Here is a 17,484-nt window from a genome sequence, read left to right on the forward strand (position 1 = left end):
CTTGGTTGAGACGAGAGACTCCAATGGATCTCTCGTCTTTTTTATTGGCTGTCAGCCAGTGAAAGCCCCCGAACCGCGCCCCAGAGCCCGGCGGAAACCAGCGAAATGCTGCTGCAGTTTTGACCATGGAGTGTCCTATGCGCGTTTTGACGCCGTTGTTATTGCTCACCCTCAGCGCTTACGTCCACGCCGAGACCCTACCCAGCTTCCTCAACAGCAACGACACCATCCGCAACCTCCCCGTGCCCAACCTGCCGGCCGACGCCTACCGCCCGGTGACCCCACAGACCCAACTGCCGCAGACCCCGGCCGCACAAGCCCAACCGTTGCTGATGGACACCAAGGTCACCATCCGCAAGCTGCAGATCGACGGCGGCACGGTGTACCCGCTCCAGGAAGTCGCCCAGGTGTTCGAGCCGTTGATTGGCCACGAAACCAACCTCGCGCAACTGATCGAAGCCACCCGCAGCATCACCCGACGTTATCAACAGGATGGTTATCTGTTGTCCTACGCTTTCCTGCCCGACCAGCGCTTCGAACAGGGCCTGGTGCGCGTGGTGTTGGTCGAGGGCTATATCAAGGACTACCAGGTGCAAGGCGACATTGGCTCGGTCTCGGCCTACGTCGACAAACTGGCACAAAAGCTCCTGGCCGAACGCCCACTGACTCGCAAGACCTTCGAACGCTACACCACGTTGATGGGGCGTATTCCCGGCGTCACCCTGCAAGCGCAGGTACCGCCACCGGGCACCACCGATGGTGCCGCGCATATGAATATCCAGGCCAGCCGCAAACCGTTTACCAGCAGCATGAGCATGACCGACGACAGTCGCGGCGGCCTGCAAGCCTTGATCGCCGGCACCAGCAATTCCCACACCTCGATGGGCGAACAAGTGAGCCTCAGCGGGCTGTTCCCGCCGGGGGAGGACAAAGAGCATTACTACCGCCTCGACTACAGCCAGTTCATCAATGCCGAAGGCACGCAACTGAGCCTGTATGGCGCGCGCTATCGCAGCGACCCGAGCACCCACATCCGCCTGGACGGCGGCTTCTCACTCAAGCCGCATCGGGAGAACGACCGCTTCTCCATCGGCCTGAGCCATCCGCTGATCGCCTCGCCCAGCGAGTCGCTGACCCTGGGTACACGCTTCTACGGGGTGAACGACAGGACCCGCTATCAACTGGTCGGTTACCCGCAACGCTTCGATGTGGAAACCGACCTGCGTGCGCTGGCCTTCGAAGGGGATTGGCGTAAAGCCGACAACCGCCAACTGCGCATCCTCAGCGCCGGCCTGTACCAAGGTATCGACGGCCTGGGCGCCAATACGCGCAGTGACCTGGAAGGAATAAAGTCGGACCTGGACTTCTTCCGCCTGCGCCTGTCCGGGGTGCAGAGCGACAAGTTCTTCGACAACTGGCAAGGCGTTCTTTCGGCGGCGCTGTACTGGAGCGACGACACTCTGCCCGACAGCGAACGTGCGGTATTCGGTGGGCAGAACTTCGGGCGCGGTTATCCCGATGACCAGGGCTCGGGCGACAAGGGCTGGGGCGTGGCCTACGAGGTCAACTACAGCTACAACCGGGCGGGGGACTGGGTCAGGATCGTGCAGCCTTACATCGTGCTCGACCGTGCCAAGGCCTGGTTCAACAACCTGCCGGTGAAGGGCAGCGACATGTCTTCTGCGGCCGTCGGCCTGCGTTTTGGCGATGCCAAGTACTACAATATTGCGTTGGAGGCGGCCAAGCCGATGTCGGATATGGCGTTGGACAGTTTTAACCGACGGCCGCGGTATACGTTGAGTTTTAGCTATCAACTGTAGGGGGCTTGGATTTTTTTGGGGGGGGCCGCCCAAGACCAAACTCGCTCCCCTTGTGGGAGCGAGCTTGCTCGCGATAGTCGTTAACGGTGACGTTGGGTATCTGACACTCTGCGGCGCTCTAACTGACGCCATCGCGAGCAAGCCCGCTCCCACAGATAAGCAGCTTCGCACTTTGGTTTTATTGCCCTGCTTTTGATCTTGGGCGCCCCGTTAACTCAGGTCAACGCATCCCCCACCTTGCCAAAGAACGTAGTGATCTGCGGCCCCAGCAACTTCCCGGCCGCCAGCACCACCAACGCAATCACCACAATCAAAATCACATATTCGATAGCCGTCGCACCCTCCCGCCGGCGCAAGAACAGCATCGACCACGCACAAATCCTCATCAGCAAGGCAAGCAACATAAAATATCTCCTCAACTGGGCGCTACGGACTGGCCAACTGCTCCCTACGCCCTGGGAAACAGATTGTTTAGGGTGTCGATCAATCGAACCAGGTAGATGGGTTTGCGAAACAGGTCCAGGACCTGCAACCGCAACATGTCACTGACATCATCCATTTCGGCATGACCGGACATGACAATCACGGGCAGATGCTGGCGTGAGGTGTGCTCACGCAAGCGCTTGATCAGGGAAATCCCGCTTTCCTCAGGCATGCGCAGGTCGGTGATGACCAGCCCGATATCAGGATGCAGTGTCAGTTCCTGCAACGCGTCCGTGACGGAGGTGGCGCAGAAACAAACGAAGCCCTCGTTTTCCAGCGATTCGGCCAGTTCTACGAGGGCATCTTCTTCGTCATCCACCAACAGGATCTGTTGGCGGCTCGCAACAACGGCGTTCATGAGCAATACCTTGCGAAACAATCACTGATGGGCTTGCTCAAAGCACTGTTGCCAATCAGGTCAGGGCTGCCCCGACTTTAGCGAACATGGCCGCGATCTGAGGCCCAAGCAATTTCCCCGCTGCCAGCACGACAAGGGCAATAACGGCCACGAGGATCACATACTCAATCGCTGTGGCGCCTTCCTTGCGGTGAAAGAGCAGTTGGAGCTGGACGTAGAGCTTCATCATGAAGGTAAGGAACATATGACTTCTCCTTTGCGCTTACGTGCGCAGATCTCGCAGTGCTGCACGGTGATTGCTGCGTGCCACTAGAGCATTGTCAACAAACCCCACCTCAACAACTGTAAGAACTGATTAATCACAAAGTATTAGTCGTAAAACTGGCGCCATAAACCCGTGTTTTCAGGGCGCATGTCGATAGTTCCAAAATAAATCATGGTCGGTAATGGCATTTTGTCCTAGCTCGGCTACCTTCAAATAACGAAATCGTTAGATGTTCATAGCTGCCTGGTTGCGAAATCAACTCGTTGGGAAAGACGGGCGCGTGGTGCAACAGGAAAGGGAGAGCCTTCATGAACAGTCGTGTCAGCATGATCCTGGCCGGGTTGTTATTAATCGGCGCGCTGTTCGCGGGCTATTGGGGACTGGTGCTGAGTCGTCCGCCTGAGCCGGCTGCCGAGCCTGCGCCATCTGGCGTTTCTGTGGAAAAAACCGTCGCCGCCGTCGAAGACCAGACCCGTCAATCGGTAGTGGTCCTGGCCCATGATGTACCGCCGTATGTTGCCCTCACCGCTGCTGACCTGACCCTGGAAAGACTGCGCACCGCACCCGCCGGTAGTTTGACCAGCCTCGACCAGGCCATCGGCCGCACACCCTTGAGAGCCCTGAGTGCCGGCACCTGGCTGGATAACTCCAGCTTCAATGCCGGTGGCCCGCTGGCCCGCATGATCCGCCCTGACGAGCGCGCCCTGGCCGTGGCCGTCGATGAGGTCATCGGCGCGGCTGGCCAGTTGAGCCCAGGCGATTATGTGGATGTGCTGCTGTTCCTGCGCTCGGAAGGCGCTAACCCTGAGCCCACGTCCCAGATCATCGTGCCGGCCCTGCGCCTGCTCAGCGTGGGCGATAACCTCGGCCCGACCAACGATGGCAAGCCCGCCGTGGCGCCGCCCACCACCGATGAAGAAAAAGCCCGTCAGGTACAACGCCAGGCAAACCCGCCACGCACCGTGGTGTTGGCGGTGCCGGAACAGTTGATGAGCCGCCTGATGCTGGCCACCAGCGTCGGCGCCTTGCGCCTGGCCGTACGCAGTGCCGATGAACAGTTGCTGAGCCAGTACTGGGCCGGGGATAACGAGGCGTCGGCCAATCTGCAAAGCGCCAATCGCGACCTGTACCAGTTCACTCAACTGGCCATGGTCGCCGCGCCGAAAAGAGTTGCACAAGCCGGGGCCACCAACGAATCCAGGCGCTCCGGCATCGAGGTCATACGCGGTAACCAAGCGACCCAACAAAATCCCTGATTGAACAAGGATGCCTTGAATGCACCAACGTTTAGCACCTGTGTTCACTCAAATGGCCTGGGCACTGATGCTGTCCAGCCTGCCTGTCGGCCTGGCGTTTGCGGCCTCGGACAGTTGCAGCAACCTGGGCGCCCTGCCGGCCGTGGTCGAGGTCGGCGAAGGCTTGCAGCAAACCCTGCAATCACCGGTGGCAATTACCCGCTTGGCCATCGGCGACCCGAAAATCGCCGATGTGCACCTCAACGGTGACCGCAGCTTCCTGCTCACCGGCGTTGCTTCTGGTGCCACCAGCCTGATGGTCTGGACTCGCTGTTCCAGCGCCCCGCGCCAGAGCATGGTATTCGTCAAGGGCAAAGCCAGTTCAAGCCTGACCAGCCAGGCCCTGTCGCCCTCCGACGACCCGTCCCTGCCGAGCCAGGTGCAGACCGATATCCGCTTTGTCGAAGTCAGCCGCACCAAGCTCAAGGAGGCCAGCACATCAATCTTTGGCGGCACTGGCAACTTCCTGTTCGGCAGCCCGCGTACAGCGGGCATGAGCCTGCCGCTGGACAACAACACCTTTAACATCGGCATCGGCGGCGGGCGGTTTTCGGCGCTGATCAATGCCCTGGAACGCAGCGGCTTTGCCTATACCCTGGCGCGGCCGAGCCTGGTTGCCATGAGCGGGCACAGCGCGACCTTTCTCGCCGGCGGCGAAGTACCGATCCCGGTGCCCAGTACCGGCAGCGATACGATTTCCATCGAGTACAAAGAGTTCGGCATCCGCCTGACGTTGACCCCCACCGTGATCGACCGCACGCGGATTTCCCTCAAGGTGGCGCCGGAAGTCAGCGAACTGGATTACGCCAACGCCTTGCAGGTAGAAGGCATCCAGGTGCCGGCCCTGACCGTGCGCCGTACCGACACCACGGTGTCTTTGGCCGACGGCGAAAGTTTTGTGATCAGCGGCCTGATCAGTAATAACAACCGTTCCACCATCAGCAAGTTTCCAGGCCTGGGCGATATCCCGATCCTCGGTGCGTTTTTCCGCGACAGCAACGTCAGCCGCGAGGAAAAAGAGCTGCTGATGATCGTCACCCCGCACTTGGTCCAGCCCCTGGCCGCCAACGCACGCCTGCCGTCCCTGCCCGGGGAAAAACTGCGCAACTACGACCCCAACTGGTATCGCCTGTACTTCCTGGAAAACGGCAACTTCGACCGACGCACAGGACTTTCCCAATGAGCGATAGCCTGAGCCAGACGTTCCTGGCAATCACCCGCAACACCACCGACCTGGAATGGCTGCAAGGCGCCCTCGCGCCCCTGGGCCAAGTGGTCAGTGCCGGTGGTGGCAGCCTCGACGAACTGTTGGCCCTGGTGGACGTGACCTTCGCCAACCTGGTGTTCGTGGGCCTGGACCGCGAGCATGTGGTGGCCCAGAGCGCCTTGATCGAGGGCGCCCTGGAAGCCAAGCCGATGCTGGCTATCGTCGCCCTCGGTGACGGCATGGACAATCAACTGGTGCTCAACGCCATGCGTGCCGGCGCGCGGGATTTTGTCGCCTACGGTTCACGCTCCAGCGAAGTCGCCGGCCTGGTGCGACGCCTGAGCAAGCGCCTGCCCCCGGTCGCTCACAACGCACACCTGGGCGGCCTCACTGTGCTGTATGGCACCCAGGGCAATGCCGACGGCGCCCTGCTCGCCAGCCACCTGGCGATGGTGGTGCAAAAGAGCGGTCAACAGACCTTGCTGCTGGACCTGGGCCTGCCCCGTGGCGACAGCCTGGCGCTGCTGGGCCTGGAAAGCTCATTCAACTTTGGCGATGCCCTGCGCCACCTGCGCCGCCTGGACACCACCCTGATCAACAGCGCGTTCACCGCCACCGACGGTGGCCTGCGCATCCTCGCCTATACCGAAAGCGACGAGCCGCTGGAAATGACCAGCGCCGCCGAGCTGTACATGTTGCTCAGTGCCCTACGCCAACACTTCCAGCACATCGTGGTGAACCTCACCGGCCAGCGCGACAGCGAAGCCTTGCGCACGTTTGTCAGCCATTGCGACAAGCTCTTGTGGTGTACCGACCAGAACGTCCTCGACTGCCGGCGCAACCTGGCAGTCCTCAATCAGTGGCGGGAAAAAGGCATGAAGCTTGATCATGCCAAGCTGCTGGTGGACCGCTACCTCAAAGGTGCCGCGCCGGATAAAGAGGCATTGGAAAATAGCTTCGGCCTGGAAGCCATCGCGGTTTTGCCGTTCAGCCCCGAGGTGCGCCTGAACGCCAAGAACCAGGGGCAAACCTTATTCAGCCTGGCCCCCCGGGAGCCCCTGACGCAGACTCTGAAAGCCTTGGGCGAACGCCTGGCCAAGCGTACCGAAGGCCTGGAAAAACCCTCCACCCGTTGGTTCGAACGGCTGCTGGGGACCGCCAAATGAGCGGCGAAAAACTCTTCGGCGCACCCGCTCGGGGGCTTAACAGCACCGTGGATCACGACGGCCTGAAACTGGTGCTGCACCGCTACATCATCGATGCCATCGAAGAGTCGGGGAAAAACCTGCTGGAAGGCTCACGCCAATCCCTGGCGCAATTTGTCATCGACAAGGTGTCCGAATACATCACACGCATGCACCTGGCGATTTCCCGCTATGAAATGGAGCGCCTGGCCGAAGAAATCGTCGATGAACTGACCGGCTTCGGGCCGCTGGAAGTGCTGCTGCGCGACCCCTCGGTGACCGAGATTCTGGTCAACGGCCCGCACCGGGTATTTGTCGAGCGCGACGGCCTGTTGCACCAGAGCGATCTGCGCTTTATCGACGCCCATCATGTGGAGCGGGTCATGCAGCGCATCCTCGCGCCACTGGGCCGGCGCCTGGATGAGTCGTCACCAATGGTCGATGCCAGGCTGCCCGACGGCAGCCGGGTCAACGCAATCATCCCGCCGATTGCCCTGGACGGTCCGTGCCTGTCGATTCGAAAGTTTCGCAAGGACATGCTCAAGAGCAGCGACCTGGTGGCGATGCAGACCATCGACCAATCGATCTTCGAGTTTTTCCAGGAGGCAGTGGGCAAGCGCTGCAACATCCTGATCAGCGGCGGTACCGGCACCGGCAAGACCACTCTGCTGAACATCCTCAGCCAGTTGATCAACCCCCACGAGCGCCTGGTGACCATCGAAGACGTGGCCGAACTGCAACTGGGCCATCCCCACGTCGTACGCCTGGAAACCCGCCCGCCGAATGCCGAGGGCCACGGTGAAGTGAAGGCCAGCGACCTGATCCGCAACGCCCTGCGGATGCGCCCGGACCGCATCATCCTCGGCGAGATCCGTGGCGTGGAAGTGCTGGATGTGATGACTGCGATGAACACCGGCCACGACGGTTCCATGAGTACCGTGCACGCCAACAATGCCCAGGATGCCCTGTTGCGCCTGGAAACCCTGGTAGGCCTGACCGGTCGTGTGGTGGCGGAAAAGACCCTGCGCCAGATGATTTGCGCAGCGCTGGATGTGGTGATCCAGCTGACCCGACTGCCCGATGGCCGACGCTGTGTCAGTGAAGTGGTGGAAGTGGTGGGGGTGCGCGACGACGTGTATGTCACCAACACCTTGTTCCGGCATGACCGGCGCACCGGCTTTGGCTTCCTGCGTGAGGCGGTCAACCCGGCGGGTGACAAACTGCGCCGCGAGTCGGCCCTGCCGCTATAGGAGCGTCATCATGACCGGCGCCATCCTGATGTTCAGTTGCGTGATCCTGATTGGCGTGTCGGTGCACCTGTTCCTCAGTGGCCTGCGCCAGGCGGAAACCGATCGGGTCCTGGAACGACTCGCCGAAGGGCAGCCGCTGCTGGCCGAAGAGCGTGGCCATTGGGTCGCCCTGGAGCGCATGTTCCAGCGCGCGGGCCTGGGCAAGCCCACCGACAGCCTGGGCCTGTGGGTGACCTGCTGGGTGTTGGGCGCGGTGCTGGGCTTTCTGGTGTGGAGCTGGCTCGGGTTGGCCGCAATGGTTGTGCTGCCGCCCTTGATACTGCGGCTGTACATCGCCTGGCGCTATCGGCGGCGGGTAAAGCGGATGGTCGAGCAACTGCCACAAGTGCTCGACCATACGGTGCGCAGCCTGAAGTCCGGACGCACCCTGGCCGACGCCTTGCTGGGGGCCATCGACAGCACCGAGGAACCCTTGAAGCCCGCCATGGGGCGTATCCAGCGCAACGTGCAATTGGGGGTCAGCCTGCCCGAGGCCGCCAGTGACTTCGCCGAATTCTACGAGCAGGACGAGTTCCGCATGCTTGCCCTGGGGCTCAAGGTCAACCACCGCTATGGCGGCAACGCCAGTGACTTGCTGGAGAACCTGATCAAGGTCATCCGCGAACGGGAACAAGGCGCCCGGCAATTGCGTGCCATGACCGGCGAGACGCGCGTCACTGCCTTCGTGCTGGCCGGCATGCCGATTGCGATGGTGGGCTATTTCATGATGATCAACCCCGGCTACCTGCTGACCATGTGGAACGACGACAGCGGCCGCTACATGCTGCTGGCCGCACTCACCATGCAGGTGCTGGGCTGCCTGACGATGTGGCGCATGTTGCGGAGTATTTGAGATGGTCCTGTTGATCAGTGCCCTGCTGTTTCTTGCTGCACTCGTGTTGATCGCCGGCCAGCTCATGGCCCAGCGCCGTCGCCAGCGCCTGGTCAACCAGCGCCTGCAAGGCCAATTGGTGCGTGGCGACCGATTCGGTACCCTGCTCACCCAGTTTGGCAGCAGCCAACTGGCCCAGCGCTCAGTGAGCATGGATAACGAAACGCAGATCCTGCTCAACCGTGTGGGCTGGCGCAAAGCCAATCAACGCTCGATCTTCGCCGCCTGCCAGATTGGTGTGCCATTGGTGCTGGCAGGCGTGATCCTGATAGGCGAGGAAGTGATTTTTCCCGGTGTCGACTCCCCGTGGATCGCGCCCCTGCTCGGCCTGGGCCTGGGCTACCTGATCCCCAAGCGCATCCTCGCCAGCGCGGCCAAGGCCCGGCAGCAACAGATCTCCCGCGAGGTGTCGACCTTCATCCCACTGCTGCGAATTTTGTTCGAGTCGGGCATGGCGGTAGAACAATCCCTGCGTGTGCTCAGCGTTGAAGCGCAGCGCCTGTTGCCCGCGCTGACCCAGGAACTGCGGTTGATCCTGTCCCGGGTCGACTCGGGCCTGGAACTGAGTGAGGAGTTGGGCAAGACCGCCAGGCTGCTGGCCGTGGACGAGTTCACCGACACCTGCATCATTTTGCAGCAACTGATCCAACAGGGCGGCGGCGCCATGAAGTCGCTGCTGGCCCTCAAGCAACTGCTCGATGACCGCCGCCTCACCCGCTTGCAGGAGTTCATCTCGAAGATGTCGGCCAAGATGTCGGTGGTGATGATGGTCTTCCTGTTTCCCGCTTTATTGATTGTGCTGGGGGGGCCGGCATTCATTGCGATCTCCCGGGCCCTGAGCAGTTTTTGAGGAGCGCTCGATGAAAGCACTGATTACCGGTTTGAGCCTGCTGCTGCTCGGCGGCTGTGCCAGCAACGGCCAGGCACCGTGGTCGGCGCTCATGTCGCCTGGCGCCTGCGCCAAGCCCAGTTCCGAACAGGAGCTGTCGTTGAACCTGGCTGACGACATGGCCAATGAAGGGAAAATGCACGCCAGCCTGGCCAACCTGCAAAGCCTGCCGGAGTCTTTGCCGCAAGTGCGCCTGCGCAAGGCCAAGGTCTACCGCCTGCTCGGGCGCAGTGAGGCACAACCGCTGTACCGCAGCCTGCTGGGCACCTGCATGGCGGCCGAGGGTGAACACGGCCTGGGGCAACTGGCAGCGGCCCGGGGCGACAACGCGCAGGCCTTGACCCATATGCAACGCGCGGCGCAACTGGCTCCCACCGATGAGAAAATCCGCAATGACCTGGGCGTGGTCTACCTCAACCAACGCCGAATGGAAGATGCACGTTTTGAGTTCATGACGGCCATGGAGCTCAAGCAGAGCGACCAACTGGCCGCCGTCAATCTGGTGACCCTGTTGATCTACCAGGACAACTGGGGGCAGGCCGCGCAACTGGCCAGCCAGGTGGGCCTGAGCCCCGAGCAGGTCACCGAGGCCCAGGCCCGGGCCGAGAAACTCAAGGCTGCCGGCGCGCCAGTTGCCAAGGATCAGGTCGCGGCGGCCAGCGATACACCGCCTGTACTAATCAAGTAAGCGCTTGAAGGAGCCGACGATGAAACTCCATTACCTCGCCAGCCTGACGCTGCTGGCCCTGCCCCTGACGGTACTGGCCATCGAGCCGGGCCCCTCGTCCAAGGCCCAGCAGGAAACCGAGCATTGGCTGGGGCTGCAAGTCAGCGGGCAAGCCGCCTCGCCCACGGTGCAACAGGCAACGTTCGCCGAACGCGAACTGGCGCTGCAGCGTTTGCTGGAAAGCAAGAAATTCGCGATCCCCGAAAAGTTCGACGAGGACAGCGCAGGCGGGGGCTCGGGCGGCAGCAAATAAACCAAACGCCCTGACAATCACTGAAAATTTATCGGATACACCTCAACTCAAAATGTGGGAGCGGGCTTGCTCGCGAATGCGGTGGGTCAGTCAATATAGGTGCTGACTGATCTACCGCATTCGCGAGCAAGCCCGCTCCCACATTGGTTTTGTGCATGTCCTGAGTAATCAGTAATCCTCAGTGCGCCGTCACCCGCTGGCGCAATGCCGAGCTGCTCGGCGACAGCGCCAATGCCAGTTGGGTGCGGTTATGCATATGGGTCAAGCGCAACACCTGGGACACGTACAGCTTGACCGTGTTCTCGGTGATGCCCAGCTCGCAGGCAATCTGGTAGTTGGTCTGCCCCTTGCCCACCAACCTGGCGACGTCCAGTTGCCGCGGTGACAACTGATTGAAGATCGCCGGCACCTCCAGGCGCTCGGTCTCCTCGCTTGCCCCTTCGCCATCGGCTCGCGCCGCCGGGCCGCGACGGACCTTGTCCAGGTCCTGGTACAAGTCGTCGATGGATTCTGAAAGGTATTGCAGCTTCTGGTTCAAATTCCCCAGATGCAGATTCTTGTGGCGTTCTTCCAGCGCAGCTTCCTGACGCTGCAACCCTTCCAGCAACTCATTGAGGTTGATGGGCTTCTGGTAGTAATCGGAGATACCCACGCGCAAGGCCTTGATCACGTCTTGCTTGTCGGCGCGACCGGTCAACATGATGGCTTCGAATGCACGCTGCTTGCCGGCGATTTTTTGCAGTGCCTGCACCAACTCGATACCGTCCATGTCGGGCATATGCAGGTCACACAGCACCAGGCCGATCTGCGGGTCCTCGCTGAAGCGTTGCACGGCCTGCTGGCTGGATTCACAAGGGACACAGCGATAACCGCTGCTTTCGAGAAATTCGCAAAGCTCTTCCACGATCAGCGGCTGATCATCGACCACGAGCACTTTTACTGCAGACGTAAGCTTGTTCACGCGCTACTCCATGCCTGGCAAGCCAAAGATTGACCTATCCGTTCCGAAGAACTTTCCTACTTGCTTGTGTAAATAAACTTAGACGTACTTTCCGACTATGTACATAGCGATAGAGAGCATCCACGACTAATGGAGCCACAGCCAGGCCAGGGTGAAACCCACTAACAGAAACGGCGCAAAGGGCAGCTTCCTTGACGGGTCTACCACCAGATAACCCAGGCGCGCTCTAACACCTTGACTGGCAAGTGGTAACAGCCGCGGCCCATAGATCAGCCAGGCGACATTCGCCACGCCGGCACCGATCAGCGACCACAACAGGTAGGTCGAATTCGACGCCAGTGCCAACGCCGCGAGCAGCTTCACATCACCGGCGCCCAGGCGCCCGAGGGCGTAGCCGGGCAGCGTCAACAGCAGCGCCAGGAAGAAGGCCCACACCCCTTCAGCCCTGGAGGTCCCCAGCCATGTCGAGCCGCTCCACATCAGGTAAAGCAGCGCCAGCAGCACGGCACCCAGGGTCAGGCGATTGGCAATCTGCCGCTGGCGAACGTCCTGCACCGCACACACCACCAACCAGACAAAAACCACGAGGCCTTGGATCACGTAAAAACCGTCCCTTTTTGCTGATTGATTCTATGCTGATATCAGGTAGTAGCAGTCAGGGTAGTCGCAGTGATGAAAACCAGCCTCCCTAGAAAGCAAAAAGGTGCCGTCGCCATCGAGTTTGCGGCGGTCTTCGTGATTTTTTTTGCCGTGTTCTATGCCATGGTCAGCTACAGCCTGCCGCTGTTGCTGTTGCAGTCGTTCAACCAGGCCACGGCCGAGGCCGTGCGCCGCAGCGTGGCGTTGGACCCCAGCACCCCCAACTACAATGCTGCGCTCATACTGCGGGCGACCCAGACCGTGCAAAGCCAATTGCAGTGGATTCCCGCCACCTTCCAGTTCCAGGCGGGCCATATCAACCCGACCTACACCGCCGGGGTGCTGACCGTCGAAATCAACTACCCCTCGGCTAATCTCAAGAATGTCCTGCCGTTTATTGTCCTGCCAGGCATTGGCACGGTGCCCAGGCTGCCAACGACACTGCATGCCCAGTCGAGCCTGCAATTTTGACCTCCGGTGACAAAATCTTCGGCAGGCTGCTCGGCCGCAGCAGCGCCCAGGCCCTGCAAGCCCCAGCCAGCCAGCCTAGCCCCGGCCTGCACCTGCGCCTGGACCAGCAAGGCCATGTGCTGCAGATCAGCCGTGCGCTGCGCCCGCAACTGGCCCATCACCTTAGCGCCCAGCCCCAACCGCTGTTGCGCGACCTGCTGTGCCTGCCTGGCGCACTGAGTATCGAAGGCACGCCCGTCGACTGGCAGCGCAATAGCCTGGACCTGGATTTCCAAGGTGCCGCCGACACGATCCTGCATACCCGTGGCTGGGTCGAGCCCGATGGCGATGTCTGGATCCTGCGCCTACTGGATATCAGCGACCTGCTGCAAGGCCGGCAGTTGGCCCAGCAGCGCGAACAGAACCATCAACTTGCCAGCCAGATGAGCGAGCAACTGCGCGTCTGCAGCCTGACGCGCCTGCCGCAAGTGTTCAACGACCACCTGCGCAGCCTCGCCCAGCGCTGGCGCATCCCTTGCGTGGCCATGGTTTTGCTGGACCAGCAGGATCAGGACTGGCTGGTCTACAGCAGCCACAGCGCCCATGACGCGCCGCAACTGTGGACGCCGGGGCAACGCCTCGGCACCTGCCTGGACAGTCTCAGCGGCAACACCCCACTGAGCCTCAAACATCTCCAGGGCCGCAATGAGCACCCACGCCTGTACAGCGTGTTTGGCAATGCCGAGGGCTTGCTGGTGCCCTATCGCGATAGCCAGGGGGTCGCCGCCTGGTTGCTGTGCGGGTTCTACAGCGGCCACCCCGACGTCAACGAGCGTGACTGGCTGAACCTCGCCGCCGCCCTCGCCGCCCCCTTGCTCAGCCGCCTGCGCGAGCAGCGTCATCACCAGCAGCTGGAGCGCGTGGAAGCCTTGCAGGGCCTGCTCGGTACCGGCTGGTGGGAGTTGCTGAGCAGCGGTGAAGAGATCCTGTTGGCACCACAACTGATGCGCAGCCTGAGCCCGGAAGATGCGCCGACCAGGCAAGTCCTGGGCAACTGGCTGGAGTTGATTCACCCCGCCGACCGCCAGGAGCTCAACAGCCGCCTGCAAGACCTGCAAACCCTAAGCAAACCGTTGCTGACCAGCGTGCGCCTGCTGCGTACCGACGCCAAGCAGAACCCTATCTGGTACCGCGTGCAGGGCCAGGTGCTGGGTGCCGGCGACCAGCGGCGCTGGATCGGTTTCATGCTCGATATCAGCGACATCAAGAACCAACAACTGCAGGCCGCCGCCGCCCATGCGCGCCTGGATAACCTGATCGCCAGCTCCCCGGCGGTGATCTACGTCCAGCGCTACGTCAACGGCGCGCTGCACCCGGCGTTCTTCAGCGACAGCCTGCTGCCGCTGCTGGGCTGGACCCTGGCCGAATGCACCCACGACACCTCCGTGGAATGGGTACACCCCGACGACCGCGATGTGTACTTCGAACGCACCCGGCAACTGCTGCGTGAAGGCAGCGTGCGCAGCCGCTACCGGGTGCGTGATCGCCAGGGCAATTACCACTGGCTGTTGGACGAAGCCAAGCTTTTGCGCGACGACCTCGGCTTGCCGGTGGAAGCCGTCGGCCTGTGGCTGGACGTCACCGAAGCGACCCTGGCCGCGCAACAGATCAAGGAAAGCGAGGAGCGCTACCGGATCCTCGTGGAAGACTCGCCGGCGATGATCTGCCGTTATCGCCCGGACCTGACCCTGACTTTCGGCAACACGCCCCTGGCCAACTACCTGGAATGCACGCCCGCACAGTTACCGGGGATCAACCTGGGCGAATGGCTGTCGGCCGAACAACGCAACGCCTTTGTAAAACGCATCAGCCAGTTGAGCCCGGAATTTCCCGTCAGCACCGCCGAAATCAGCCTGCAACTGCCGGGGCGCGAACATGCGTGGTGGGTCTGGTCCGACCGTGGCGTGTTCGACGAGCACGGCCAGTTGCAGGAAATCCAGGCCGTGGGCCGCGATAACACCGAAGTGCGTCGCTCCCAGCAGCAACTGACCCAAAGCGCGAAAATGGCCACCCTCGGCGAAATGGCCACCGGCCTGGCCCATGAGATCAACCAGCCGCTGAACGTGATGCGCATGGCCATCGTCAATGTGCTCAAGCGCCTGGGCAACGGCGACGTGCAGATCGATTACCTGACGGAAAAACTCCAGCGCATCGACGCCCAGGTCCAGCGCGCAGCCAGGGTGGTAGACCATATGCGTGTGTTCGGCCGCCGCTCGGAGGTCGAGCAACAGCCTTTCGACCCGGCCCAGGCGGTGGAAGGTACCCAGTCACTGCTGGGCGAAGGCCTGCGCGGCAAAGGCGTGGACCTGCGCATCACCCCCATGGACTTCAATGTGCAGGTCAACGGTCATGTCGACCAATTGGAACAGGTGCTGATCAACCTGGTGGTCAACGCCCGCGACGCACTCGTGGCCCGACATGAAAAAAACCACGACTTCCAACCCTGGATCGCGCTGTACAGCGAACACGACAGCCGTCATGTACGGATCTGGATTGAAGATAACGGCGGCGGGATCGACGCACGGTTGCTGGAACGGATTTTCGAACCGTTCTTTACCACCAAGCCCATCGGTGTTGGTACCGGGCTGGGGTTGTCGGTGAGCTACGGCATTGTGGAAAACATGGGCGGACGGTTGAGCGTCGTCAACAGTGAGCATGGCGCGCGGTTTTGTGTGGAGTTGCCGGTGGTGGGTGGGGGTTAGATGACGAGGTAGGCGCGGCCGGAGTGACAGCTCAAGTTGGCGCCTACGTCGACTTTGTTCAGGTCGACGCCTAAGGCCAGCAACAGGGTATTTATCAGCGAGTCCAGCAACGGTGAAAGTGTTGCCTTTATTACCTTGAGTAACTCCGTAGTGACCGTATTAAAAATAGCTCCTAATCCGGTAATAAGGCTGCCTAGTAAATTTTCGTTACCTGGGGTCGGCGCATACATATTCAGAGTCAGCCCAGCCGCAGCCCCTGTTACCGGATCAGTCAAACCGCTGACGATATTGGTGGTGGTGTAGCCATAGTAATAAGGCTGCTGTGTGATATCAGGCAAGTCGGGGGAAAGGTAGGTGTGAGGTACATTATTGTTAGCCAGTATTTGAATATTGGCAGTCAGGCCAATACCACCACCCACTGAAGGAATAGGGGTTTCACACAAAACGATGAGCGTGCATTTTCTCGTTCCGATATCGATAATCTTCATCGGATTCACCACAACAGTAGGCGGCGGCGGGCCAGAAGCAAAAACACTGGAGTAGGGAATCTTGCCCATTCTCAGGTTCACCAGCGACGTATTGGTTGCTGTAGTCAGGCTTTTGTTCGTCGGGCTGGCACAACTGTAACCTGTGACCCAACTACTGGCACTGGCGGCATCCAACTCAATATCAATACCAATATCGGGAGGCAGGACTTGTGGATAAGGAGAGATACACGACACCGCACAGGTCAGAACACTGAGATCAAGACCAACCAGCCCCTTAACAATAGTGAGCACTGGCCCTGCCAAGCCGGTTGCTGCGGCAAGCAAGTCAGATACGGTATTGAGCACTGGCAAGTTGACTGATAAGCGAGTTCGTAACTGAGCAGTTTGTACATAAATGCGATTTGGACCAATCTGAGGATTGTGCCCAGGTGCAATAGCATGAGCGGGGTTGCCAATGGCTGACAATTGTGGCGGTTGCAGCACCTGAACACTAACATCGATCTGTGCGATCGACGGCCCCAAACTGATAGGAAAACTGGCCACTAGACCATTTTTCTTGTTAGCCAATTGCACGAAGCCTTGTATCAAGTCAAACAACCGCATGTTCGCCGCAAGGCCGGCGACGTCCGTGCCACTTTCAATGTGCAACGCGTCTCCCAGCACCACTTTAGTGGCTCCCGCAGCTAACTTGATGGCTTGAAGACTTGCGATAGTCGCGGTAGCCCCCAAAGTACCGTTAGGGTCCATAACATTGATTGCACTTTGAACCAACTGGCTGACGTTGATGGTATTCCCCAGTACCTCTGAGTACCCGACCGCTGTCAGACCCAAGTCAAGTTTCAGCCGATCCAAATAGCCCAATAAGGAAATATTGGAGGTAATCAAACCATTCCAGCCAGCCAGCGAAACGGACAAATTCCCCCCCAGCAATCCGCCGAATAACTTGCTTAGAATGAGCGCCTTATTGGTGTCAACAGCGACCGCAGTGCTGCGAATAGTCAGTTGCGCCACCGGCGGCGCCAGCGCCGCAACCGCCGTCGCCGTCAATGTCGTATTAGAGTTGTACGTCCCGCTGAACAACCTCCACACCCCATTGGCAATACCCGTGGAGACAGTACGGCTCGCCACCACACGAATAGCATCATTCTTGGTGGCGTCGGCGGTAAAGACGCGGGTATTGAGGGCATTGGTCAACAACGTCCCACAGCTCACCGCCAGCGCGCGGCTGTTGTCGTTGGCGACGACGGTGAAGCCATTACGGGTGGCGTTTTGCTTGGCGTAATCAACAGCGGTGGTGCTGCCTGAACACTGCCCGCCGCGATTGGCGGACTCTAGAGCGGCAGTGTCGGCAACGGCCTGCAGCTTGCGTTTTTCCAGGTACAGGCGGCCGCTATCGACCACCAGCAACAAAAACACCAGGGCCAACGCCAAGGTCCCGGCGAACACCAGACCGATTGCGCCACGTTGGCCAGAACGAAGTCGGGGAGACATCGAGCACTCCTTTGCCGGCGAACTGCCGAGC

General features: G+C 60.6%; 17 protein-coding genes. 11 read left to right on the forward strand and 6 right to left on the reverse strand.

The genetic code is table 11. The features are described from left to right. The first annotated feature begins 137 nt into the window (after nt 1-137). Nucleotides 138-1,820: a POTRA domain-containing protein gene (locus H097_RS10840; RefSeq protein WP_032859782.1), complete on the forward strand. Its 1,683-nt coding sequence runs from the start codon at nt 138-140 to the stop codon at nt 1,818-1,820. Nucleotides 1,821-2,035: 215 nt separating this feature from the next. Here H097_RS10840 and H097_RS10845 read toward each other — a convergent pair whose 3' ends face one another. From H097_RS10845 to H097_RS10855, 3 genes are read right to left on the reverse strand one after another with little or no spacing between them, the layout of a single operon-like run. Then, nucleotides 2,036-2,224 carry a Flp family type IVb pilin gene (locus H097_RS10845; RefSeq protein ID WP_032859783.1) on the reverse strand — a complete coding sequence of 63 codons (189 nt, stop codon included), beginning with the start codon at nt 2,222-2,224 and terminating at the stop codon, nt 2,036-2,038. A 44-nt stretch (nt 2,225-2,268) separates the two neighbouring features. Next, on the reverse strand, nt 2,269-2,661 hold the full coding sequence (locus H097_RS10850; RefSeq protein ID WP_032859784.1) for a response regulator: 393 nt from the start codon (nt 2,659-2,661) through the stop codon (nt 2,269-2,271). A 55-nt stretch (nt 2,662-2,716) separates the two neighbouring features. After that, entirely contained in the window at nt 2,717-2,905 is a 189-nt protein-coding gene (locus H097_RS10855; protein ID WP_032859785.1) for a Flp family type IVb pilin, read from the reverse strand. 329 nt (nt 2,906-3,234) lie between these two features. Here H097_RS10855 and cpaB point away from each other — a divergent pair, with 329 nt between their 5' ends. Genes cpaB through H097_RS10895 form a run of 8 tightly spaced genes read left to right on the forward strand, consistent with a single transcriptional unit; the run spans nt 3,235 to nt 10,662 of the window. Further along, nucleotides 3,235-4,182: a Flp pilus assembly protein CpaB gene (gene cpaB, locus H097_RS10860; RefSeq protein WP_032859786.1), complete on the forward strand. Its 948-nt coding sequence runs from the start codon at nt 3,235-3,237 to the stop codon at nt 4,180-4,182. A gap of 19 nt (nt 4,183-4,201) precedes the next feature. Then, on the forward strand, nt 4,202-5,404 hold the full coding sequence (locus H097_RS10865) for a type II and III secretion system protein family protein (RefSeq protein WP_032859787.1): 1,203 nt from the start codon (nt 4,202-4,204) through the stop codon (nt 5,402-5,404). Next, complete coding sequence (locus H097_RS10870) at nt 5,401-6,594, forward strand: pilus assembly protein (protein WP_032859788.1); 1,194 nt, start codon at nt 5,401-5,403, stop codon at nt 6,592-6,594. Before H097_RS10865 ends, H097_RS10870 begins: the two co-directional genes overlap by 4 nt. Next, nucleotides 6,591-7,862 carry a CpaF family protein gene (locus H097_RS10875; protein ID WP_032859789.1) on the forward strand — a complete coding sequence of 424 codons (1,272 nt, stop codon included), beginning with the start codon at nt 6,591-6,593 and terminating at the stop codon, nt 7,860-7,862. Before H097_RS10870 ends, H097_RS10875 begins: the two co-directional genes overlap by 4 nt. Before the next feature lie 10 nt (nt 7,863-7,872). After that, nucleotides 7,873-8,754, forward strand: coding sequence for a type II secretion system F family protein (locus H097_RS10880; RefSeq protein WP_032859790.1), 882 nt, complete (start codon nt 7,873-7,875; stop codon nt 8,752-8,754). A gap of 1 nt (nt 8,755) precedes the next feature. Continuing rightward, complete coding sequence (locus tag H097_RS10885) at nt 8,756-9,643, forward strand: type II secretion system F family protein (RefSeq protein WP_032859792.1); 888 nt, start codon at nt 8,756-8,758, stop codon at nt 9,641-9,643. Nucleotides 9,644-9,653: 10 nt separating this feature from the next. Continuing rightward, the gene (locus H097_RS10890) at nt 9,654-10,370 is read left to right on the forward strand and encodes a tetratricopeptide repeat protein (RefSeq protein ID WP_032859794.1); all 717 of its coding nucleotides are present in this window, start codon (nt 9,654-9,656) and stop codon (nt 10,368-10,370) included. Nucleotides 10,371-10,389: 19 nt separating this feature from the next. Beyond that, nucleotides 10,390-10,662, forward strand: a complete 273-nt coding sequence (locus tag H097_RS10895; protein WP_032859795.1) for a DUF3613 domain-containing protein — start codon at nt 10,390-10,392, stop codon at nt 10,660-10,662. Nucleotides 10,663-10,840: 178 nt separating this feature from the next. On the opposite strand, the gene H097_RS10900 is transcribed toward H097_RS10895, so the two are convergent. Further along, the gene (locus tag H097_RS10900) at nt 10,841-11,623 is read right to left on the reverse strand and encodes a response regulator transcription factor (protein WP_032859796.1); all 783 of its coding nucleotides are present in this window, start codon (nt 11,621-11,623) and stop codon (nt 10,841-10,843) included. A gap of 126 nt (nt 11,624-11,749) precedes the next feature. Next, nucleotides 11,750-12,223 carry a prepilin peptidase gene (locus tag H097_RS10905; protein WP_032859798.1) on the reverse strand — a complete coding sequence of 158 codons (474 nt, stop codon included), beginning with the start codon at nt 12,221-12,223 and terminating at the stop codon, nt 11,750-11,752. A gap of 72 nt (nt 12,224-12,295) precedes the next feature. Here H097_RS10905 and H097_RS10910 point away from each other — a divergent pair, with 72 nt between their 5' ends. Together H097_RS10910 and H097_RS10915 are read left to right on the forward strand one after the other, a co-directional pair. Further along, nucleotides 12,296-12,733: a TadE/TadG family type IV pilus assembly protein gene (locus H097_RS10910; RefSeq protein ID WP_032859799.1), complete on the forward strand. Its 438-nt coding sequence runs from the start codon at nt 12,296-12,298 to the stop codon at nt 12,731-12,733. Then, complete coding sequence (locus tag H097_RS10915) at nt 12,730-15,474, forward strand: ATP-binding protein (protein WP_032859800.1); 2,745 nt, start codon at nt 12,730-12,732, stop codon at nt 15,472-15,474. The genes H097_RS10910 and H097_RS10915 overlap by 4 nt, the downstream gene beginning before the upstream one ends. On the opposite strand, the gene H097_RS10920 is transcribed toward H097_RS10915, so the two are convergent. After that, entirely contained in the window at nt 15,471-17,453 is a 1,983-nt protein-coding gene (locus tag H097_RS10920) for a pilus assembly protein TadG-related protein (protein WP_032859802.1), read from the reverse strand. The two genes, H097_RS10915 and H097_RS10920, sit on opposite strands and share 4 nt — an antisense overlap. Nucleotides 17,454-17,484 lie beyond the last annotated feature (31 nt).

The organism is Pseudomonas sp. FH4 (genome assembly GCF_000510915.2).
Lineage (GTDB): Bacteria > Pseudomonadota > Gammaproteobacteria > Pseudomonadales > Pseudomonadaceae > Aquipseudomonas > Aquipseudomonas brenneri.